Raw genomic sequence first — 20215 nt, 5'->3', positions numbered from 1 at the left:
TGAATTCCAAAGAGATTTTTGCCCGGAAAGGCCGGCGGACGACGCCCGACACGTCGTCCGCCAAAGAAGGATCTACTGCGCGCCGCCGCTGAAGCCAGCGGTACGCTGCTGGACCAGCGCGGCGAACTGATCGACGGTCATCTTCTGCCCGTTGAAATCGACCTGGCCATCGGCATAGCCCAGCTGCAGCAGGATGTCGTCGCCCTTGACGGTAGCCAACTGGCTTTGCAGCGCGATCACCCCGACCATTTCCCCGGACGCCGAAGCCTGGCGCACCTGTTCGGCATCCAGGCCTTCCAGGTTGGCGCGCAGCGCGGCCAGGTCGCCGACCATCGGCTTGGAGATCTTCAAGTTGGTGCGCAGCGACTTCACCGACTGGGCGAAGGCCTGCTCCAGCGACATACCGTCCTGGCCCTTGCCGGAAAGGTCCAGGTCCAGGTCAAAACGGCTTTCGCCATTGGCCGTCTTGAACGACAGCTCCTCCAGGACGATGCGCGGACCGCCCGCCAAGAGTTGCAGCAGCGGTGCCTGCAACTGCGGATCGTCCAGCATCGCTGCGCCGGTATCAGGTGCCAGGCCGAGGGCTGCGCTTTGCAGTTGCACCAGGTTCTGCTCGTACCACTTCACCAGGCCGCCCACCGCCTCAGGATTCAGGCGCTCCACGTTCCAGGCCAGGCGCGCGCTGCCGATCGACTTGCCAGAGAAACTGATGTCGGCCAGCGTAGCCGCCTGCTTCAGCGACAGGCCGGCCTCTTCGATGCGGTAGACGTCACGCTGCTCGAACTTGCCGAAACGCAGCGACTGGTTGTCGCCGAACGACAGGGCGCTTTCCTCGACGTCGATGTTCATCGAGCCGACGAAGTAGCCGTAGTCGCTCATCTTGAAGTCGGTGGCCAGGGCCACGCCTTTAAGGGTGACACTCGACGCTGCCTCACCGCCCGTCGCCATCGCTACCCGACCCAACTCGCCCTGCAGACGCAGCCCCTCGCCTTGCAGGGCGGAGTCCATGCGCAGGATCAGGCCGGAAAACGACAGGGAAAAACCGTCCTCGTCGCTCACTTCGAAAGGCCGCACCAGCAGCTCGTTACGGATCGCGCCCCCGTAACCGACGCTCATGCTGCCTTCCAGCGGTGCCTGTTCGCCGGTGACGGCAAACCAGGGCGCGCTGTCGTCGGTCTTCTCCAGCGCATAGTTGCTGGCCGCCATCACCGGAGCCAGTTGCAGGCGCTTGACCCGCGACCATGGGAACGGCCCGTGCTCAAGGTGATCGGAGAAGTCCAGCTGGACATGCTCACCCTCGACACCGTCGAGGGTCAGGCGGTAGCGCGCCTCGCTGCTGAACACGCCAGACTCCAGGGACAGCAGTTCCACCTTGCCACTTCCACTGCCGCTCAATGCCGCCGCCAGCTGGCGATTGGACTGGGCCAATGAGGCATCGAGCACCTCGGGCAACTGCTTGCCGGTGTACCAGGCAACCCCGGTACAGGCTGCAGCGCCCACCGCGACCAGCCCGCCAATAGCGATCAGTGTTTTCTTCATGAAGTGATCCAGATGTCCCTGATGGTAATGAACGGTGGACATGTGCGCCGTGCACAGGCCTCGCCGGACGCGAGATTACCACCGTTGGCGGCCGCGAATCCGTTGGCCATGCACCTTCCGGGAAGGACAATTCATCAAGTCAGGTAGGAAACTTCTCAATTTCGACAGAGGCAGGCTGCAACAGCCTGATGCCGGAGCGCATGCAGCGCTCCGGCGTGAGGAAACGACTTACTCGTTGACGTCCATGAACTCACGAGCCCAGACGATGTAGTCATTCGGCTGGGTGTAGGTGTGAGTCAGTTCCGTCGCGCTCAGGTCGGAGGCTGAGCTGGTGATGCGACGCTGTTCGCGCAGGCAGTCGTAGGTGGCCTTGATCGCGGCGAAATAGGCGCCGTGACCATCGACGGCAATACGTACGCCCAGCTCGGCGAGGCGTACGTCGTCATGCAGTTGCGGATTGCCGTAGGTCACCAGCATCAGCGGCACGGTCAGATGCGCAGCGATCTCTTCCAGGTGGGCGAAATCACGCACACCTACCATGCACACACCGTCCGCACCGGCATTCTGGTAAGCCACGGCACGGGCAATGACTTCCTCGGTAGGAATCGCCGCCGCGTTGGTCCGGGCAATGATCACCAGTTCCGGGTCGACCCGGGCTTCCAGGGCGGCGCGAACCTTGCCGACACCTTCGGCGATGCTGATCAGGTCGGTGGACTTGCGGCCGAACTGGGCGGGCAGCAGGGTGTCTTCGATGGTCAGGGCGGAAACGCCGGCGCGCTCCAGCTCGATCACCGTGCGCATCACGTTCAAGGCATTGCCGTAGCCGTGGTCGGCGTCGGCAATGAACGGCAGTTGGGTGACACGACCGATGCGGGTCGCCTGCTCGGCAAACTCGCTGAGGGTGATCAGGGCAAAATCCGGTGCTGCAAGTACCTGTAGCGACGCCACCGAGCCTCCGAGGATACCCACCTCGAAGCCGAGGTCGGCGGCGATACGCGCGGACATCGGATCGAACACCGAGGCGGTGTGGTAACAGTGAGGGGAAGCAAGGAGTTTACGAAACGCACGGCGCAGTTCTTGGTGGGACGCTTTAGGCATGATCAATCCACTTATTTCGACTTCATTCTGCCCGGCAACATACCACTGCTTGATGTCGCTCTGACAGCAGCAGAAGTCTCGTTCCGACAAATTGACGAAACGTTTCATCTCCCGGCATTGCTGGCCTGTGGCAGCTAAGGGATTTCCTGATGGCTGCACGACCCTGGGCAGCCGGTAGAAAAATGTTGATCAGCCCGAGGAAAATTTTGCGGATTTCATCAAAAAATCGCGAAATGAGTATGAACTGTGCATGCCGTTGTTCATCGACATGGATTCAGGTAAGCCCTGAGGCAGCCATCAGGGAATACCGGATTGGATCCATTTGCTCACTCAGTGATTCCCTTAGTTATTAAGCGTAGCTTTTGTGCGCCTATGGCATAATGGAATCATCCCGCAACTCCAGATAACGAGCCGTGACTTGTGTCAGTAACCACCTTAACCGTCTGTGACGACTCCACCGTTGCCCGCAAGCAGGTCCTACGGGCCCTGCCAAGCGATTGGCCCGTGTCGATCACCGAGGCCGCCAACGGCCATCAATGCATGGATGCCGTGCGCAAGGGCCTGGGCCAGGTAGTCGTGCTCGACCTGAACATGCCGGAGATGGACGGCTACCAGGTGTTACATGCACTGCGCGACGAAGGCCTGCATGCCAACGTCATCGTTATCTCGGGTGACGTGCAACAGGAAGCCCTGCGCCGCGTGCAGGAACTGGGCGCCCTCGCCTTCCTCAAGAAACCTTTCGAGCAGGAGCAACTGCGCGAGACCCTTGAGCGCCTGGGCCTGCTGCAACTGGCGGGACAGGCGGCACACAGCCATCGCCCGCAAACCAGCGCCCATGTCAGCTTCAACGAGGTGTTCCGCGAGACCGTCAACGTCGCCATGGGCCGTGCTGCGGCGCTGATTGCCAAGGTGCTCGGGGTCTTCGTGCAATTGCCGGTACCGAACGTCAATGTGCTGGAAGTCGGCGAACTGCACATGGCCCTGGCCGATGCCGGGCGCTGCAAGCAGCTCACTGCGGTGTGCCAGGGCTTTATCGGCGGCGGCATCGCCGGCGAGGCGCTGCTGATGTTCCATGACTCGGAAATCGCCGACATGGCGCGGCTGATGAAACACCAGAGCAGCCAGTCTTCCGATCTGGAGATGCTCCTGGACCTGTCCAGCATCCTCATCGGCGCCTGCCTGAGCAGCATCGCCGAACAGGTCGACGTCGTGTTTTCCCAGTGCCACCCGCAGATCCTCGGGCAACACGCGAACATCGAGGAACTCATCCGGGTCAACCAGAGCCGCTGGAAGAAGACCCTCGCCGTGGAAATCAGTTACCGACTGGAAGGCCATGACATCAGCTTCGATCTGTTGCTGCTGTTCACCGAGGACTCCATCGAACGACTGACCCATAAACTCGCGTACCTGATGAACTGAGCCATGAACAAACCTCTTGATCTGACCGAATTCCACTGGCTGCTGGCGATCGTGCAAAGCATCGATGTCGGTGTGGTGGTGCTCGACCGCGACTACTGCGTGCAGGTCTGGAACACCTTCATGGAGAACCGTTCAGGCGTGCCGCCCAAGGACGCCATCAGCCATTCGTTCTTCACCCTGTTTCCCGAAGTCAACGAGGACTGGTTCCGGCGCAAGCTCGACAGCGTGGGCACCCTGGGTACGGCAGCGTTCACGGTGTGGGAGCAACGCCCCTATCTGGTGCGGTTCAAGAACTACCAGCCGATCACCGGGCAGGAAGACTTCATGTACCAGAACACCACGCTGTTCCCACTGCGCTCCACCGACAGCAGCATCAGCCACTTCTGCCTGGTGATCTATGACGTGACCGACGTCGCCACCAACCGGCACATGCTGCAGTCGGCCAATGCCCAGTTGCAGAAGCTCTCCAGCACCGATCGCCTGACCGGGCTGTACAACCGCGGTCACTGGGAAGATGCGCTGAAGACCGCCTACGCCCGCCATCAGCGGCATGGCAGCGAAACCGCCCTGGTTATGTTCGATATCGATCACTTCAAGCGCATCAACGACACCTACGGCCACCAGGCCGGCGACAAGGTCATCGAGCAGGTCGCGGCTACGCTGCGCCAGTACGTGCGCGACAGCGACGTGGCCGGACGCTATGGCGGCGAGGAGTTCGGGGTGGTGATGTCGGATACCGATGCCCAGGGGGCGGCGGTCTTTGCCGAACGCCTGCGCAAGGCGGTGGAAGCCATGGAGGTGCGGCATGACGGACACAGCATCCGGTTCACCATCAGCCTGGGTGTCGCCGATCTCGCCCAGCCCTCGGACAGCCACGCCGACCTGATCGCCTGGGCCGACCAGGCGCTGTATGTGTCGAAGAAAGGCGGACGCAACCAGGTTTCGGTCCATCAGTGACAAGACGCCATCATCGCCTTGCATCTGAAAATCATTCTCGTTAAAGTCGGCGCCCTCGCCCTCCCGGGATATGGCCGCCATGTCGAGCATGAGCACGGAAGAACTGGAGCGGGCATTCAAGGCCCACTCCCGTGAGCTGCGAGTGTTCCTCTATCGACAACTGCAAAGTACCGAAACCGCCGCCGACCTGACCCAGGAAACCTGGCTGCGCATGCTGCGCCAGCGACCGAGCACGCCGGTGGCCAACCTGCGCGCCTTCATCTTCCGCATTGGCCGCAACCTGGCCATCGATCACCTGCGCAGCCGCATTTCCCGCGAACGCCATGATGAAGGCCTCGCCTACCTCTACGAAGTGACCGGTGAAAGCCCCGAACTGATCGACAGTGTCGCCGCCAGCCAGGAACTGGAAGTGCTCAATGCCGCGCTACAGCGCATGGGCGAGCCGGAACAGAGCATCTTTCTCAAGTGCCGACTACAGGGCATCCCGCACAAGGAAGTGGCACGGGAACTGGGCATGTCGCTCAGTTCGGTGGAGAAACATCTCGCCAGTGCACTGGACTTTTTACGCCGCAGCCTTCAGCGTTGACCGCCATGCCTGACGCCAAGCCCCACTCCACCGACCTCCACGCCACGGCCCAGCACTGGGTCGTGCTGCTCACGTCCGGAGATGTCGATCCCGCCGATATCGCCGCGGCCCGTGCCTGGTGTGCGGAAAGCCCCGCGCACCAACAAGCCTTCGTCGAAGCCCGGCGCCTGTGGCAGTTGAGTGGGCATCTGCAGGCTCCGCTGGTCCGGCGACGCCCGGCGTGGCCATGGGCAACCGCAGCAGTGCTGCTTATCGCCCTCGGCCTCGGACTGGTCCGACACCAGGCCTGGGACGCGGACTACCGCACCGCCTACGGCGAGCAGCAGCGCATCCAACTGGCCGACGGTTCCCACATCCTGCTGGACTCCGACTCGGCGCTGGATGTCAGCCTCCAGGACAATCGCCGGGCAATCACCCTGCGCAAGGGCGAGGCGCTGTTCGAAGTGGCCCATGATCCACAGCGGCCATTCCAGGTCCAGGCCGGCGACTTGAGCGCCACCGCCCTGGGCACCGTCTATGCGGTGCGCAAGCAGGACGATGGCGTGCAGGTCACGGTTGCCCAGGGCCGGGTCGCCGTGAATGCGGAGCACGACACACTCACCCTGGGGGCTGGGGAGCAGGTCGACTGGCGGGCAGGGGCATTCCAGGAGAAGCACAAGATCGACACCGGCAAGGCCCTGGCCTGGCAGCACGGTCGCCTGGTGTTCGAAATGGCGCCGCTGGCGGATGTGCTAGCCGAACTGCAACGCTACCGTCCCGGTTACCTGCTGATCGGCGATGACAGCCTGCGCACGCTCAAGGTCAGCGGCACCTTCCGCCTCGACCGCCTGGACGACGCCCTGGCTACGCTGGAGCAGGCATTTCCCCTGAGGATTCAGCGCTACACCGGTTATCTGCTGATCCTGCGAGCACGCTGAAGGCAATTATTTTTACGGGTTCGTGCACCTCACCCGTCTTCCCTCGCGAAAAAGATAATTGCTTGCATTTGCCAGGGAGAACCCGATGTACCCACTGTCCACCGCTCACCGCCCGATCGTCCTCGCCCTTCGCCGCGCCACGCTGCTGCTGGGGCTGCTGCCGGTCGTGGCCTGGGCGCAACCGGTCGCCTTCGACATTCCAGCCCAGTCGCTGGCCGGCGCACTCAACCAACTGGCCGAGCAAAGCGGCCTGCAAGTGATCTACAACGGCGAGCTGGTGCAAGGCCTGCGCAGCACGGCGGTACAGGGTAACCAGGAACCGGAAGCTGCACTGCAACGCCTGCTGCAAGATAGCGGATTGATCTGGCACAGCACGGGCCAGGGCAGCGTCATGCTGGAAAAGCCCGCGCCGCAAGATGGCACGCTGCAACTGGGCGCCACCTCGATCAATGGCAGCCAGGTCGGCAGCGGCGTGAGCGAAGGCAGCGGGCGTTATACCCCGTCCGGCCCGAGCAGCACCGCCACCCGCCTCGGCATGAGCCTGCGGGAAACCCCGCAGTCGGTCACCGTGGTCACCCGCCAGCGCATGGACGACCAGAACATGAAGGACCTGGACGATGTGCTGGAAAACACCACCGGCATCGTGGTCATGAAGAATGGCGGCGAGCGCTCCATGTACCAGGCCCGCGGACAACTGGTGGAAAGCCTGCAGATCGACGGCGTGCCGACCAATATCAGCAACGCTTACTCGATGGATGCGATCTCCAAGCCGGCGACCGATATCTATGACCGTGTCGAAGTGGTCCGCGGCGCCACCGGCCTCACCGAAGGCGCCGGGACGCCCTCGGCGGCGATCAACCTGGTGCGCAAGCGCCCGACGGCAGAACCACAGGCGCTGGTCGAGACCTCCGTCGGCTCCTGGGACGACTACCGGGCGATGCTGGACCTGTCCTCGGCGCTCAACCCGGAAGGTACGCTGCGCGGCCGCACCGTGGTCAGCTACAACGACGCCAACAGCTATATGGACAACGTGAAAAAGGAAAACCAGTTGTTCTACGGCATCGTCGAGATGGACCTGACGCCGAACACCCTGGCCACCCTCGGTTTCTCCTGGCAGAAGGATCGCAACTCCGGGTACGACTGGTCCGCCCTGCCCACCCGGGAAGACGGCTCGTTCTATCCGCTGTCACGCTCCACCAACCTCACCGGCAAGTGGAACAAGCTCGACAAGCGCAATACCACTGTCTTCGCCGATATCCAGCACAGCTTCGACAACGACTGGAAACTGGTGGTCGCGGCCAACCAGATCTGGGCGAAGTCGGAATTTCTCGGCAACTACACCTGGCGAGTCAGCGGCGATCGCTTCAGCCTCAACCCGCGGCACTTTTTCTACGATGACACCCAGACCAGCCTCGACGGCTATGCGACCGGCCCGTTCCAGCTGTTCGGCCGGCGGCACGAACTGGTGCTGGGCGCCAACATCCGCCAGGACGACTTCGACTACCACGGCGGCCGCGACGCAACCTACAACTACCAACTGGATATGAACGACCTGTCGGGCTTCAACCCGCCAAAGCCGACCGCGCTCAATTCGAACCAGTGGAAATACAACATCACCCAGCAGCAATCCGGCATGTATAGCGCAGCGCGCTCCAGCCTGACCGACAGCACGAAGTTCATTCTTGGCAGCCGCCTGAGTTGGTTCAAGACCGAGAACATGACCAACACCACCGGTACGCCACGCCACAGCGAGTATGCAAAGAACCAGGAAATCACCCCCTATGCCGGCCTCGTGCAGGAACTGGGCGACAACCTGAGCGCCTACGCCAGCTACACCGAGATCTTCAAACCCCAGAGCAACCGCGATATCAGCGGCGCCATCCTCGACCCCATGACCGGCAGCAACTACGAGCTGGGACTCAAGGGCGAGTTTCTCGAGCAACGCCTGAACGCCAGCGTGGCGCTGTTCCAGTCGGATCAGAGCGGACGCGCGGAGTACCTGATTCCCTGCGACTGCTACGAGGCCTCCGACAAGGTGCGCAACCGTGGCGTCGAACTGGAGCTCAATGGCGAACTGACGTCGGAGTGGAATCTGTCGGCGGGCTACACCTACACGCAGTCGAAATACATCGGTGGTAGCCAGAAGGGTGAGGCATTTGCCTCGAATGCACCGCGCCACCTGCTCAAGGTCGCCACCGACTATCGCCTGCCGGGCGTGCTGAACAAGGCGCGCGTGGGCGGCAGCGTGAATGTGCAGAGCGAAATCAGCAACCGCGACGAGGGCTACAAGATCCGCCAGGGCGGCTATGCCGTCACCAATCTGCACGCCATCTACGAGCTCGACGAGCACCTGGAACTGCAATACAACCTGGACAACGTCTTCGACCGGAAATACATCCAGACCGTCGGCAACGACAACTACTGGAACTTCTATGGTGAGCCGCGCAACTTCAACGTGGCGCTGCGGGCGAAGTTCTGACGATCCGACAGGCCGGGCCCCTTGGCCCGGCCTGTGATGCTTGCGGAAAGCCGAAAACGAAGAAGCCCGCCGACCTCGAAAGGTGGCGGGCTTCTTCGTACTGCGTATGGTGGGTCGTGTAGGATTCGAACCTACGACCAATTGGTTAAAAGACAATTGGGATCTAGGCCGAAATTTCCATCTAGGGAGGGGTTTTAAGCACCATTCCAGCGCCTAGGCACGCAGCCTCTAATGAAATCCACATTAGAGGCATGGCAATGACACATCCGAAGAAAGCAAGACGAGCAGGTAAGGTTTCCACCAAAGGCGGCACCGGTAAATCCACCGGGTCCACCAATCTGGGAGCATTCACTGCAGACGCTGGGCTGCGCACCCTCCTCATCGATCTGGACCCCGTCCAGCCTTCCGCATCATCCTATTTCCCCCTGGAGTACACCGCCCCGGGCGGCATTTTCGAGCTGCTGTCGTACAACGAGACCGACCCGGCCAAGATCATCTCCCGCACGTCGATCAAGAATCTCGACGTCATCATCTCGAACGACGCCAACAACCAGCTCAACAACCTCATACTGCAGGCGCCTGATGGCAGACTGCGACTAGCCAACCTGATGTCGGCTTTCGATGCCGATTACGACCTCATCCTCTTTGACACCCAGGGCGCCCGCTCTGCGATGCTGGAGATGGTCGTTCTTGCATCCGACATCATCCTCTCCCCCCTCCCCCCGAACATGTTGGCCGCGCGCGAATTCAGCCGTGGGACCATCCATATGATGGATGGCCTGCGCAGTTACGCGCGCCTCGGCCTCACCATTCCCCACATCAACATCATCATCAACGGCCTGGATGAAACTGCTGACGCGCGCGAGATCCACCGCACCGTCCGTGAAATTTTCGACGGGAACCCTGACTACACCGTCCTGCAATCGATCATTCCAGATGCCGTCATCTTCAAGAAAGCCGCGAGCCAAGGCGTGCCGGCGCATCGGCTTGAATATCGTCAACCGTCGAACCGTAAGTCGCCGTCGGCGCTGAACGTCATCCGCAGCCTGGCTATCGAGGCGTTCCCAGAATGGAAAGACCGCTTCGAGGCAATGACCGAAGAGCGTGTTGCCGGGATCGCCAAGGAGGCCCGCCGCGATGAGTAAGCACGCGATTACCGAGGCTGCCGGGATCACGGCCGATGAAGTCCTCAGGATTGGGAAACTCTACAGCTCCAATGAGTTACGCGGCATCCAGAAAAAGCTGACATCCGCGTCTGGAGACCTGCACAAGCTAGCCAACGGTTGGAAGATGGGTGCCGGATTGCTCGGTTCGCTCGGTGACCTTCTGAGCATTGAACAGCGCGAGCTACTGCGTAGTGCCGCACAACTCGTTGATTCGATCGGTCACAACGTGACCCATGCGAAGGAAAAGCGCGTTCGTTCCGAGAAAGAATCGAAACGCCGGCAAGATGCGCGTGATGCTCAGTCGAAACAGCTGGTAGCCCGTACGTTCCCCTTGCCTACCGAGACTCACGAAGAACTGCTGGAGACGATCAAAGCCGCACTCATTCTGAATCGTGCACGGCAGTTAAACACCTCCTACAACCCTTCTGAATTCAACGTTTACATCAGAAACGAGCTGAAGACACCTGCTCGGCTCCATGGGCATTCAGTGGAGCAACACCGAGCCGGGAATGTCAGATCACTCCGCTACTTCATGATCAGCGACCTGACCAGCCACCTTGCTTATGACGATGGTTCATCGGTTGAAGAACGCCTGCGGCTCCTGCAGGAGAAAGTGGCCGAAGCTGTAGGCCAGGCTGCCTTGACAGCAGACGAACGCGAGACCATGCGCCTCTGGCAAGAGGCCTTGGTGCCTGCAGCGGACAGGCAGGAGGGCCAAGCATGAGCTCTGCCCCCATATCCCAATTCGCGGGCTCGCTTTGCCTGTATCTCATGAACTGCTCTGTGGCACTGGCCACTGCCTATGGCTTGGGCTCGATCTTCAAAGCCCCGCATGTCGAGCTCGCGTTGCAGGGATCGGTCTACTCAGCCTATGCGCTCTGTGTCTTCGGCGTGCTGAACAGCCTGGCTTTAATCGCATCCGCGATGCGCAGCCGACCTCGCCGCGCCGGGGAGGGTTCATGATGGACAAGCAGAAGATCCTCGACAAGGTCACCAAGCTGATGTCCTTGGCCAATAGCCCAGGGGCAAACACGAACGAGGCCGCAACCGCGTTGCGCCAGGCCCGCTCGCTCATGGCCAAGTACAACATCGAGTCCGACGAACTTCGAGCCAGCCAGGTTCTAGAAACAAGCGTCCCCACTGGCACTCGCCGCTCCCCGGCTGATTGGTTGCACTCCCTGGCCGCAACGTGCGCAGCCGCTTTCGACTGCAGCCACCTCTCCTACTACCACCCATTGAAAGGGTACTGCTTCAAGTTCCTGGGCAAGGGTATCGGCCCGGATCTGGCTGCTTATGCCTACAGCAGCCTCGTCCTGCAACTGCAGAAAGCACGTCGCGAGCATGTCTCGCAGCAGAAACGGTGCCAACTGAAGACCAAACGACGTCGCGGCCAACTCTTTGCTGAGGGCTGGATCGGGGCAGTGGCCTACAAAGTTCGAGAATTCGCTGGCGACCTAGCCCCAGATATCCAGGCTGATATCGCTGCCTACTTGACCTTACATCACCCTGAGTTGAAGCGCTTCGACATCACGCCAAGCGAAGCCAAGGGCCACGATCGTAGCTCGCTGTACGCAGGAATTAAGCAGGGTCAGCGTGCTCAGCTCCACCGGGGAGTAGGCCGCAGTGAACAGCCAGGAATTGCCCAGGGAGGTGCCAGATGACCGATCTGATCCTTTCCCCTCCTCATTCCGTCGAGGCTGAACAAGGCGTTCTGGGCGGGCTGATGCTGGACAACGAAGCCTGGGATCTGGTCGGTGATCTACTGCAGGCCGACGACTTTTTTCTATCCCAACACAGGCTGATCTTCACTGCCATCCAGGAGCTGTCAGAAAAAAACAGCCCATTCGATATAGTGACGATTTTTGAGGCGATGGCCATCCCTGAGGAGGTTGGAGGCCTCTCCTACCTGGCAGAGCTGGCCAAGAACACTCCGTCTGTAGCGAATATCCGGTCGTATGCTGAGATCGTGCGCAACCGCGCCCATCTCCGCCGCATCATGTCCCTGTGTTTTCAGGGGACTCGGGACGCTGCTGAACTCGCCGCTGACGCGGCTGAGGTCCAGGACACGCTAGAGCAGAAGCTGTTTAAGCTGGGCGAAGGTCGTGTGGTTAGCGAATTCACCGACATGAATGAGGCATTGCTCTCTGTCGTCGACAAGATCGACGCCAATTTCAATGGCCATGTGACCGTGACCGGTGTGCCGACCGGGATAACCGACCTTGACGAGATGACCCGTGGTTTGCAGCCAGCCGATCTGATCATCGTAGGCGCGCGCCCCTCCATGGGCAAAACCTCGTTCTGCTTGAGCACCGTCGATGCTGCGCTGACCAATTCGCCTGACGAGATCGTGCTGGTTTTCAGCATGGAGATGCCTACCGAGGCCCTGATTTATCGAATGCTGGCCATTCTGGGCCACATCGATCTGAGCAGGCTACTTTCGGGTCAGCTGCAGGATGAGGACTGGCCCAAACTATCAGCCGCCGTCCATCGCATGAACGCCTATGGCAACCGACTGGTCATCGATGATAGCGCGAACCTGACCCCTGCCGCTATGCGAGCCAAGGTTCGACGTGCTAGCCGGCGTTTCGGGAAGCCTTGCTTGATCATGGCGGACTACCTGCAGCTCATGCGGAGTCCTGGTCAAGAAAACAGGGTCAACGAAATCAGCGAAATATCCCGATCACTTAAGGGGATCGCCAAGGAATTCAACTGCCCCTTCATGGCCCTCTCCCAGCTCAATCGGGACCTCGAGCGCCGTCCCAATAAGCGCCCCGTGAATGCTGATCTACGGGACAGCGGGGCTATCGAGCAGGACGCGGACCTCATCCTCTTTGTCTATCGGGACGAGGTGTACAACGAGGACACCGAACTCAAAGGCGTTGCCGAACTGATCATTGGTAAACACCGCAATGGCCCCGTCGGCTATGTCCGTGCAGCCTTCATCGCCAACCAAACCCGATTCGCAAACCTCACTGCCGATCATTGGCAAGGAGCTGCCGCATGACGTCCATGCAACCCCATCCGATTACGCATGCCTGCCATAGCTGTGGCCGGCACTTCGCGCTGCATCAAGTACGGCAGGTGCATCCCGCCGAGCACACCCCTGAAGGTGAGGCAGAGGTCCTGGTATGCCCGGTCTGCGGCAGCTACGACCTCGATCCTCTTTCGGAGGTGCCCAATGCAAGTTGAGCAGATCTACCCTTCGATCCCTGCGATCGCAAACACCGACCAATCGGCCTTGGCCTTTGCGCACCACTCTGGCGTAAACGCGGTTTGGCTGGATGCTCTCGGCCAGGTTATCTCACGGCTCACCCAGTTCGGTGAAACCACGGTGCCTGTTGAGCTGAATGAGGCTATGCAAGAGCTTGCCCGGCTGCAGTACATCGAGCTGGAAAGCGATGATGCTGGAACGCTGACAGCGACCCTTCTTGGCCAACCAGCCCTGCTGACCAACTATTTCTGGTCCGTATGGGTACCAAGACATCTCCTGAGCTGCGGTCTGAAGGTGGCAGTAACCCCCTATCTGACCAGCTCCGAGGACGAGGCTCATCATTGCACCGTGGTCTTCCGCATTCTTGGATCGCGCGAAACTGCACGTGAGTTCCTCACCGACCTTGCCACCCAATACCCCGGCTGCACCCCGGAAATCGTGGCCATCCAAGCCGGTGATGCACTTTGCCAGAAGGAGGCCAGCTCCAATGCGTAACCTCCTTCGCGGCGCGCACGACAGTGTTCGCCGGCTTGCGGAATTCGCCCTCTCCGAAGGCTGGACTCTCTCCCGCTCCAACAGCGGGCACCTGAAATTCAGCAAGTCGGGCTTTACACCGATTTTCACGTCCTGCACGCCCAGCGACCGCCGTTCCGAGCGTAACACTCGGGCGCTGCTCCGCCGTGCCGAGGCCCAAAACATCACCTCCCGGGGGATTCAATAATGCCGATCCGACACGCAATCGTTCACCAGCTCGATAAGCAGCCCGACGGCAACCCGGCCGTCCTTCACGCACGTGACACAGAGCTCCCGGCCACGGATGCCGTCGAGAACCTCCAAGCCGACCTGAACGACAGCTATAACGCCAAGCAAGGCAAAGCGTGGGGCTTCTTCCATGGGGAGTCGGGTGCGTACCCATTCAGCGGTTGGCTGAAACAGTACCTGGAGGAGCAGCAAGACTTCACCAGCTTCAGCCGTGTGTCTGTCGAGCACCTGCAGAAACTGATCGAAGAGGTCAACCTGTCCACTGGCGGCCATGTGCTCTTCAGCCACTACCAACAAGGTCTGACTGAATACCTGATGATCGCCGTCCTCCAGCAGGTCGAAACCGTCGGCCTGGACGGTGATCTTAATGTTGTGGTCTCTCGCTACCTGGACACCAGCAACTTCTCCTGCGCGGCCCGGATCAACCTGAGCGAGTGGCGCAACAACCCAAACTCGAAGCAGTACATTTCCTTCGTTAAAGGCAAGAACGGCAGGAAGAGTTCGGACTACTTCCGCGACTTCATCGGGTGCCAGGAAGGCGTCGACGGGCCAGGTGAAACCCGCACGCTTCTCAAGGCATTCACCGAATACGTCGAGAAAGAAGATCTCCCAGAAGAAAGCGCCCGGGAGAAAACCCACGCGCTACTCGACTATGCCACCACCCAAACGAAGCTGGGGCAGCCCCTCTCTCTTCAAGAGCTGTCTCAGACTCTCGATGAAGACCGCCCTCAGGCGTTTTACGACCACATCCGCAATAGCGATTACGGCCTATCCCCGGAAATCCCGGCCGATAAGCGCACGCTCAACCAGTTCCGCCGTTTCACCGGCCGCGCCGAAGGTCTGTCGATCAGCTTTGAGGCGCACCTGCTCGGTTCCAACGTCACCTACGACGCCGACACCGGCTCGCTGACGATCAAGAACCTGCCCACTCAGCTCACCGACCAACTCAAGCGCCGCCAGTAAGGAGAACACCATGAACGCAACCAATTCCCGCACCGCTGACAAATTTGTGGTTCGCCTGCCTGATGGCATGCGTGAACGTGTCGCTCAAGTCGCCCGCGACAATCATCGCTCCATGAACAGCGAGATCATTGAGCGCCTCGAGCAATCGCTGCTCAATGACCAAGACAATACTGCTCAGGTCCAGGCCGGCTCACCAGACGACAATCTCAAGTCAGAGCTGGCTCGCGCTTACAAGATCATCGATCGCCTGCTGCAAAACGCCGTTCCTACACAGGACGACATCCAGGAGGTGTTGCACCTGGTCCGCAAGCAAACTCCACTGGCTCTGTCCCACGTTGCTGCGGTAGGAGCTTGATATGGCCGCTACAGACCTCAAATCCAAGCTCCTGGCTCCAGGCTTCAGCCCTACAGGCTCCGCCGCCGCCATGAGTGACCCTATCGCTGATACCCCACTCGTGCTGAGCATCGACGAGGTCCTCCCTTGGGAGGACAACCCTCGTACCACCCGTAACCCTCGGTACGATGAACTCAAGGAGTCGATACGCAACCGCGGCCTCGACACTCCCCCGCCTGTAACTCGTCGGCCAGGGGAAGAGAAGTACCGTATCCGCAACGGTGGCAATACTCGCATCTCGATCTTGAAGGAGCTGTTCCAAGAGACCAACGACCCGCTGTACCAGCGCCTCCACGTGCTGTTCCGCCCTTGGGACCAAGCCCGCGGCGAAATCATCATGCTCACCGGACACTTGGCTGAGGATCTCAAGGGTGAACTCAAGTTCATCGAGCGCGCCGTGGGTGTGGGGAACGCAAAAGCGCTGTATGAATCCGAGAGTGGGGAGGTGATTGGGATTCGAGAGCTCTCTCGCCGTCTGACGAAGGACGGATACCCAATCTCCCCTTCTCATATCAGCAGGATGCTAGACACGGTTCAGCACCTGCTCCCTGCCGTACCTGCTCTCCTCTACAACGGTCTCGGCAAGCCACAGATCGAGAAAATACTGTCGCTAAGGAAGTCGGCGCTGGCCTGCTGGGAAAAGCACTACAGCAATGAAGGCGTCGACTTCGAAATGTTGTTCCAAGACGTTCTTGCTCAGTTCGAAGGCGAGGCAGAAGAGTTCCTGTTCCAGCGTTTTCAAGACGAGCTCATCGGCACGATGAAAAAATCGCTGCTGTTGGGCTATGAGGACATTCTGCTGGAAATCACTCAACAGCAGGACAAGCTTCGTCGCTCGACGCCGGTGGTTGAATTGCCGATCACCAGTTCGACTTCTACTCCACCTGCGCCAGGCACTGGGGCAGGCTCTACCCTTCCGCCATCGCAACAACCATCTGAGGGTACTGGTCGTTCGCAGCGACCTCTGCAGACACCACCACAGCCAGCAGCTCCAGCGCCGGGAGCTTCGCTCACACCAGAGGAGCAGCAGGAGCGAGTTGCAGGGCACATTGCGTCCCCAGCGAACCTCAGCCAGCGGGTGATCGAGACTAAAGCGAAGCTTGCCGCCCTCAGTGGGGAAACCCTACCCGATTTCAACGCGAACTGTCTGGTCGCCATTCCCGTACAGGCCGGCGGACTGCACCCCATCACAGACCTTTGGTACATCGAGCGGCAGATTGACCAGGCTGCAGAATTGCGCAACCAGGTAGCCCAGCTGGCAGTTGAGATTCTCGAGTCCGTCAACGGCCCAGGCGATATCCAGGCAATCGATGGCGGGATCGGTTTCAAATACAAACAGCCCGACACCGATGTCGAAATCACTGCAACAGCTCAACATACCGTGACGCTGCTTCAGTCATTGAGCGGGGCCATGGCTATCGCTCTGAAGATGCTGAACGAGCAACCAGATCCTGCCAGCGCATTAGCTGAGTTTGAATTTGCAGCCGGCTTAGGCCAACTGCTGCTGGGCCAGCCCTTGAGTGCTGAACAGTCTCCAGGAGACGACGGCCGTTTGAGCGACGGCGCGCTGGTCAAACTGTTCCGCATCATTCGACTGGCTCGCCGGTTGATCGACTTGGAAATCGAAGAGTTCAAACGGTCCTCGGAAGCCCAGGGCAACTGAACACTCGATGAGATGAATGGGAGGGAGTCTCAATGTCCAAGTCAACACTTAACGAAGCAGTTCTGTCGCAGCTTCTTGACCTGATGCGCAATGGCCAACTCCAGCGCTGTGTGGAGATGGGAGTTGAACCCGAGGTGCTGGGCCAGATCCAGCATCCCACAGTTCTCAGCTTGCTCCGCAACACACCGGTCAGTTGGGTCAACGTGTCTGTCAACAGCTCGATGATCCTCAAGCTTCTGACCGGGGCTGCTCGCTCAGAAGAGGAAACCCGCCTTATTGAGCGGGCAATTCGCTTGGGTGCCACTACCAGCTTGCTCAACAAGTTCTTCGGGCTCACTCCTCAAGAGATCGCCCTTCAGCGTACCGTCATTGGGGTTCGAGCCCCGCGCGGACGCTGGCCCGAGCTTTCCGAGGATCAAGATCATCATATTTGGCACCGCTGGACCAAGTTGATGGATGAAAACCGAGTCGAGCTCGAGGACAGCCTGGCCATGCTCGACGTTGCCATGCTGGTTGCAGAAGAACTGAGCACAGATGGCTTAACGCTTGCGCAGATCTGGTCTCGTATCACTCAGTGGATCGAACAAGGTCTGTATCCCAGCAGCAAGGAAAAGTCCCGAGTAACTGAGCGTCGACAACTCACTCTGCTGGACGAGGGTGGCATACGCCGTGTCGAAGAGTGCTGCCCCGCCTCTGCCCACTTTGGAGAAGGCGAACATAGAAAATGAAGCTCGCACGGTTCCCGATTTCCACGCTCCTAGATTCGGCCTCGGGGCAACTCGAGGCCCATGTACAGAAGAAGAGAGCTGAGGACACCGCCCCTACTGCTGCACCTGCTACCCCCTACTCCGGGATCATATTCAGCGGTAATCCGCATGAAACTGTCCCGCGTAAGCTCCTGCTCGACAATCGGCTCACCCCCTTGGAACGCAATTGCTGGCAAGTATTCCGATTACTTGTCAATGAAGATGGCATCACTGCCTTCCCCACCTATGACCAGCTACGGCCATACCTGGGCATGAACCCAGGGAAACATGCCTCTCGAGAAACCGTGGCAAAGGCCCTGACCGTGCTCCGTCTAACTCGTTGGTTGAGCTTGGGTAGGACCGTCCGCAATGAGATCAACGGACAGGTTCAGGGGAATGTCTATCTGCTCCACGACGAGCCAATAACACCGGCAGAGGCCCTGGAGTTCGACAAGGACTACATGACTTTGCTGATGCAATCCATGGAGCATCAGAACAAAGCGATCAAGGACATCGCAGCGATCACATGGCGCGAATTCACCAGCGATCCCGATGTCGGCCGACGCCTCCCCTCGCGCATTGACACGATTAGCGATCGGCTGAATGCCCAGACCTGGGCTGTAGAGACCAAGCAAAACGCGCTGCCCGCACCTGAGTTCGGAATCCGAACTCAGCAAGATGTAGCCACGGAAGGACTGAGTTCGGAATCCGAACTCAGTGCGAACTCAGCGAAACAGGGGGATCTTCCCCTCAGTTCGGAATCCGAACTCAGCCTAAAACCACTGAGTACACCCTCAGTTCGGAATCCGAACTCTGACAGTACGTATACAAATACAGACAAGTCTGTATCTAAAAGCTTTGTACAACCGCGCGAGAGTGCAGGTGTGAATTGGTTGCTTGCCCTGGATCTTCTCAAGCCAGAGGACCGTGTGAAGGCAAGAGAGATCATGGGGCCTGTACCGGAGCATGTCCGAGAGGCGGTGATCAACCAGTGGAAACATCGATGCACAACTGGGAGCGTGGCCAAGCCACTTGCATACCTGACGACCCTTGCTGGCAAGGCCATCCGGGGCGACTTCAACGCCGAGTGGAACCCTTCAGCGCCCGCCGCAACTCCGACGCCAACACCTCCACCGGCCCGGACGGTTGCACGCCCTGCCCAGTCCCCCGCTCAGAAGCCGGCACCGACAGCGACCGCGATGCAGACAGCGAACTCCGCCCTGACTTCGCTCCAAGCCCTGCTTGACCCACGTCGCCGCGAGGAGTCCACCGATGAGTGAGTGGATGGGGCTTGAGATCACCCTTGGGCTTGGCTCCATCGTTTTGGGCATGCTGGCCGGTCGCCTCAGTACTTGGGTTGCCTGCTGGCTGCCTGCTTTCCTCGAGCAACAATGGCAGCGGGATGCTCGTGAACTACTCGGGCTGGATCTCGATAAGCCTTGCGAGCTTCAAACGACCGGATCTCCGGTGCGTGGAACTTGGGCCGCGCAAATCGGCTGCGCTGTCTTGTCGTTCGTGGTGACGGTGCATTATGGGCCAACCATGCAGGCATTCTTTGCCCTGGTGTTCACTTGGTGTCTTCTGGCTTTAAGCTTGATCGACAGTGAGCACCATATGCTGCCGGATGCGCTGGTAATACCCATCCTCTGGATCGGTCTCGCGCTCAACTCCTTTGGAGTTTTCACGACACTGCACGAGGCACTTTGGGGCTGTGCCATGGGCTATCTGAGCCTTTGGTCAGTTTTCCACCTGGTCAAATACATTACCGGCATAGAAAGCCTGGGCGCTGGCGACTTCAAGATGCTGGCCCTAATTGGGGCGTGGACTGGCTGGCAAGCACTTCCCTGGACAGTAGGTTGTACCTTAGTACTTGCAGCCCTGGCATGTGGATACCTCAAGCTGCAAAAAGCTCTGTCCAGCACCTCAAAAATTCCTTTGGGTCCGTTCCTGGCGATGGCTGGCTGGGCAGGCATGCTGCTGCCACATCAATGGTAGGGCGTGTTGCCACTGGCAACACCATCCACCGATGTCGCCCATCTGAGCGGTGCTCCCGCGGGAAAACGGCCCGCCACTTCATCGGCCCGAACACCTTCTCCACTGTTGCCACTGGCAACACCAAGCAGCGCCGACTGCCAGGCGGTCTTCACCGGCGCCGACGGTTTACCCACTGTTGCCACTGGCAACACTATGCACAGCCCAACCAACACACGGTCTTCACCCGGGGGCGACGGTGACCGGCTGTTGCCACTGGCAACACCAAGCAGCGCCGACTGCCAGGCGGTCTTCACCGGCGCCGACGGTTTACCCACTGTTGC

Annotated in this window: 22 protein-coding genes; 19 read left to right on the top strand and 3 right to left on the bottom strand. The window is 59.9% G+C overall.

Annotated features, from left to right (window positions below; genetic code table 11):
- Positions 1-72: 72 nt before the first annotated feature.
- Positions 73-1539, bottom strand: a complete 1467-nt coding sequence (locus tag V0R59_RS22925; protein WP_330077086.1) for a YdgA family protein — start codon at positions 1537-1539, stop codon at positions 73-75.
- A gap of 228 nt (positions 1540-1767) precedes the next feature.
- On the bottom strand, positions 1768-2637 hold the full coding sequence (locus tag V0R59_RS22920) for an isocitrate lyase/PEP mutase family protein (RefSeq protein WP_330077085.1): 870 nt from the start codon (positions 2635-2637) through the stop codon (positions 1768-1770).
- A gap of 420 nt (positions 2638-3057) precedes the next feature.
- Here V0R59_RS22920 and V0R59_RS22915 point away from each other — a divergent pair, with 420 nt between their 5' ends.
- The 19 genes from V0R59_RS22915 to V0R59_RS22830 all read left to right on the top strand — a co-directional run bounded on the left by V0R59_RS22915 (position 3058) and on the right by V0R59_RS22830 (position 19895).
- Complete coding sequence (locus V0R59_RS22915; RefSeq protein ID WP_330077084.1) at positions 3058-4056, top strand: response regulator; 999 nt, start codon at positions 3058-3060, stop codon at positions 4054-4056.
- Between the two features lie 3 nt (positions 4057-4059).
- Complete coding sequence (locus tag V0R59_RS22910; RefSeq protein ID WP_330077083.1) at positions 4060-5013, top strand: GGDEF domain-containing protein; 954 nt, start codon at positions 4060-4062, stop codon at positions 5011-5013.
- 79 nt (positions 5014-5092) lie between these two features.
- On the top strand, positions 5093-5599 hold the full coding sequence (locus tag V0R59_RS22905) for an RNA polymerase sigma factor (RefSeq protein ID WP_330077082.1): 507 nt from the start codon (positions 5093-5095) through the stop codon (positions 5597-5599).
- A 5-nt stretch (positions 5600-5604) separates the two neighbouring features.
- Complete coding sequence (locus V0R59_RS22900; protein WP_330077081.1) at positions 5605-6516, top strand: FecR family protein; 912 nt, start codon at positions 5605-5607, stop codon at positions 6514-6516.
- A gap of 85 nt (positions 6517-6601) precedes the next feature.
- On the top strand, positions 6602-8995 hold the full coding sequence (locus V0R59_RS22895) for a TonB-dependent siderophore receptor (protein ID WP_330077080.1): 2394 nt from the start codon (positions 6602-6604) through the stop codon (positions 8993-8995).
- A 257-nt stretch (positions 8996-9252) separates the two neighbouring features.
- On the top strand, positions 9253-10140 hold the full coding sequence (locus V0R59_RS22890) for a ParA family protein (RefSeq protein ID WP_330077079.1): 888 nt from the start codon (positions 9253-9255) through the stop codon (positions 10138-10140).
- Positions 10133-10885, top strand: coding sequence for a hypothetical protein (locus tag V0R59_RS22885; RefSeq protein ID WP_330077078.1), 753 nt, complete (start codon positions 10133-10135; stop codon positions 10883-10885). The genes V0R59_RS22890 and V0R59_RS22885 overlap by 8 nt, the downstream gene beginning before the upstream one ends.
- The gene (locus V0R59_RS22880) at positions 10882-11124 is read left to right on the top strand and encodes a hypothetical protein (protein WP_305453034.1); all 243 of its coding nucleotides are present in this window, start codon (positions 10882-10884) and stop codon (positions 11122-11124) included. Before V0R59_RS22885 ends, V0R59_RS22880 begins: the two co-directional genes overlap by 4 nt.
- Entirely contained in the window at positions 11124-11822 is a 699-nt protein-coding gene (locus V0R59_RS22875) for a DUF2786 domain-containing protein (protein WP_305453249.1), read from the top strand. Before V0R59_RS22880 ends, V0R59_RS22875 begins: the two co-directional genes overlap by 1 nt.
- Positions 11819-13165 carry a replicative DNA helicase gene (gene dnaB / locus V0R59_RS22870; RefSeq protein WP_123108889.1) on the top strand — a complete coding sequence of 449 codons (1347 nt, stop codon included), beginning with the start codon at positions 11819-11821 and terminating at the stop codon, positions 13163-13165. The genes V0R59_RS22875 and dnaB overlap by 4 nt, the downstream gene beginning before the upstream one ends.
- Complete coding sequence (locus V0R59_RS22865) at positions 13162-13350, top strand: hypothetical protein (RefSeq protein ID WP_330077077.1); 189 nt, start codon at positions 13162-13164, stop codon at positions 13348-13350. Before dnaB ends, V0R59_RS22865 begins: the two co-directional genes overlap by 4 nt.
- Positions 13340-13867, top strand: a complete 528-nt coding sequence (locus tag V0R59_RS22860) for a hypothetical protein (RefSeq protein WP_330077076.1) — start codon at positions 13340-13342, stop codon at positions 13865-13867. Before V0R59_RS22865 ends, V0R59_RS22860 begins: the two co-directional genes overlap by 11 nt.
- On the top strand, positions 13860-14093 hold the full coding sequence (locus tag V0R59_RS22855) for a hypothetical protein (protein WP_103469987.1): 234 nt from the start codon (positions 13860-13862) through the stop codon (positions 14091-14093). Before V0R59_RS22860 ends, V0R59_RS22855 begins: the two co-directional genes overlap by 8 nt.
- Entirely contained in the window at positions 14093-15097 is a 1005-nt protein-coding gene (gene yejK, locus V0R59_RS22850) for a nucleoid-associated protein YejK (RefSeq protein ID WP_330077075.1), read from the top strand. The genes V0R59_RS22855 and yejK overlap by 1 nt, the downstream gene beginning before the upstream one ends.
- A 10-nt stretch (positions 15098-15107) precedes the next feature.
- Positions 15108-15452, top strand: coding sequence for an Arc family DNA-binding protein (locus tag V0R59_RS22845; protein WP_330077074.1), 345 nt, complete (start codon positions 15108-15110; stop codon positions 15450-15452).
- Position 15453: 1 nt separating this feature from the next.
- Complete coding sequence (locus tag V0R59_RS22840) at positions 15454-17154, top strand: ParB family protein (protein WP_330077073.1); 1701 nt, start codon at positions 15454-15456, stop codon at positions 17152-17154.
- A 32-nt stretch (positions 17155-17186) separates the two neighbouring features.
- Positions 17187-17882, top strand: coding sequence for a DUF2857 domain-containing protein (locus V0R59_RS22835; protein WP_330077072.1), 696 nt, complete (start codon positions 17187-17189; stop codon positions 17880-17882).
- Entirely contained in the window at positions 17879-19180 is a 1302-nt protein-coding gene (locus V0R59_RS32045; protein WP_408005243.1) for an STY4528 family pathogenicity island replication protein, read from the top strand. The genes V0R59_RS22835 and V0R59_RS32045 overlap by 4 nt, the downstream gene beginning before the upstream one ends.
- Complete coding sequence (locus V0R59_RS22830; protein ID WP_330077071.1) at positions 19173-19895, top strand: prepilin peptidase; 723 nt, start codon at positions 19173-19175, stop codon at positions 19893-19895. The genes V0R59_RS32045 and V0R59_RS22830 overlap by 8 nt, the downstream gene beginning before the upstream one ends.
- Here the strand turns inward: V0R59_RS22830 and V0R59_RS22825 are convergent.
- The coding region (locus V0R59_RS22825; protein WP_330077070.1) for a hypothetical protein at positions 19886-20215 on the bottom strand (330 nt) is incomplete at its 5' end. The genes V0R59_RS22830 and V0R59_RS22825 overlap by 10 nt on opposite strands.

Origin of the sequence: Pseudomonas ulcerans (genome assembly GCF_036324125.1) — a bacterium.
Lineage (GTDB): Bacteria > Pseudomonadota > Gammaproteobacteria > Pseudomonadales > Pseudomonadaceae > Aquipseudomonas > Aquipseudomonas ulcerans.
Note: the sequence above shows the minus strand (reverse complement) of the source record. Positions and strands in the feature narration are given on the sequence as shown.

Excerpts from the sequence above, each read along its gene's own strand:
- V0R59_RS22925 (WP_330077086.1), bottom strand. The coding sequence starts at position 1,539 with ATGAAGAAAACACTGATCGCTATTGGCGGGCTGGTCGCGGTGGGCGCT.
- V0R59_RS22920 (WP_330077085.1), bottom strand. The coding sequence starts at position 2,637 with ATGCCTAAAGCGTCCCACCAAGAACTGCGCCGTGCGTTTCGTAAACTC.
- V0R59_RS22910 (WP_330077083.1), top strand. The coding sequence starts at position 4,060 with ATGAACAAACCTCTTGATCTGACCGAATTCCACTGGCTGCTGGCGATC.
- V0R59_RS22905 (WP_330077082.1), top strand. The coding sequence starts at position 5,093 with ATGTCGAGCATGAGCACGGAAGAACTGGAGCGGGCATTCAAGGCCCAC.
- V0R59_RS22900 (WP_330077081.1), top strand. The coding sequence starts at position 5,605 with ATGCCTGACGCCAAGCCCCACTCCACCGACCTCCACGCCACGGCCCAG.
- V0R59_RS22895 (WP_330077080.1), top strand. The coding sequence starts at position 6,602 with ATGTACCCACTGTCCACCGCTCACCGCCCGATCGTCCTCGCCCTTCGC.
- V0R59_RS22890 (WP_330077079.1), top strand. The coding sequence starts at position 9,253 with ATGACACATCCGAAGAAAGCAAGACGAGCAGGTAAGGTTTCCACCAAA.
- V0R59_RS22885 (WP_330077078.1), top strand. The coding sequence starts at position 10,133 with ATGAGTAAGCACGCGATTACCGAGGCTGCCGGGATCACGGCCGATGAA.
- V0R59_RS22880 (WP_305453034.1), top strand. The coding sequence starts at position 10,882 with ATGAGCTCTGCCCCCATATCCCAATTCGCGGGCTCGCTTTGCCTGTAT.
- V0R59_RS22875 (WP_305453249.1), top strand. The coding sequence starts at position 11,124 with ATGGACAAGCAGAAGATCCTCGACAAGGTCACCAAGCTGATGTCCTTG.
- dnaB (WP_123108889.1), top strand. The coding sequence starts at position 11,819 with ATGACCGATCTGATCCTTTCCCCTCCTCATTCCGTCGAGGCTGAACAA.
- V0R59_RS22865 (WP_330077077.1), top strand. The coding sequence starts at position 13,162 with ATGACGTCCATGCAACCCCATCCGATTACGCATGCCTGCCATAGCTGT.
- V0R59_RS22860 (WP_330077076.1), top strand. The coding sequence starts at position 13,340 with ATGCAAGTTGAGCAGATCTACCCTTCGATCCCTGCGATCGCAAACACC.
- V0R59_RS22855 (WP_103469987.1), top strand. The coding sequence starts at position 13,860 with ATGCGTAACCTCCTTCGCGGCGCGCACGACAGTGTTCGCCGGCTTGCG.
- yejK (WP_330077075.1), top strand. The coding sequence starts at position 14,093 with ATGCCGATCCGACACGCAATCGTTCACCAGCTCGATAAGCAGCCCGAC.
- V0R59_RS22845 (WP_330077074.1), top strand. The coding sequence starts at position 15,108 with ATGAACGCAACCAATTCCCGCACCGCTGACAAATTTGTGGTTCGCCTG.
- V0R59_RS22840 (WP_330077073.1), top strand. The coding sequence starts at position 15,454 with ATGGCCGCTACAGACCTCAAATCCAAGCTCCTGGCTCCAGGCTTCAGC.
- V0R59_RS22835 (WP_330077072.1), top strand. The coding sequence starts at position 17,187 with ATGTCCAAGTCAACACTTAACGAAGCAGTTCTGTCGCAGCTTCTTGAC.
- V0R59_RS32045 (WP_408005243.1), top strand. The coding sequence starts at position 17,879 with ATGAAGCTCGCACGGTTCCCGATTTCCACGCTCCTAGATTCGGCCTCG.
- V0R59_RS22830 (WP_330077071.1), top strand. The coding sequence starts at position 19,173 with ATGAGTGAGTGGATGGGGCTTGAGATCACCCTTGGGCTTGGCTCCATC.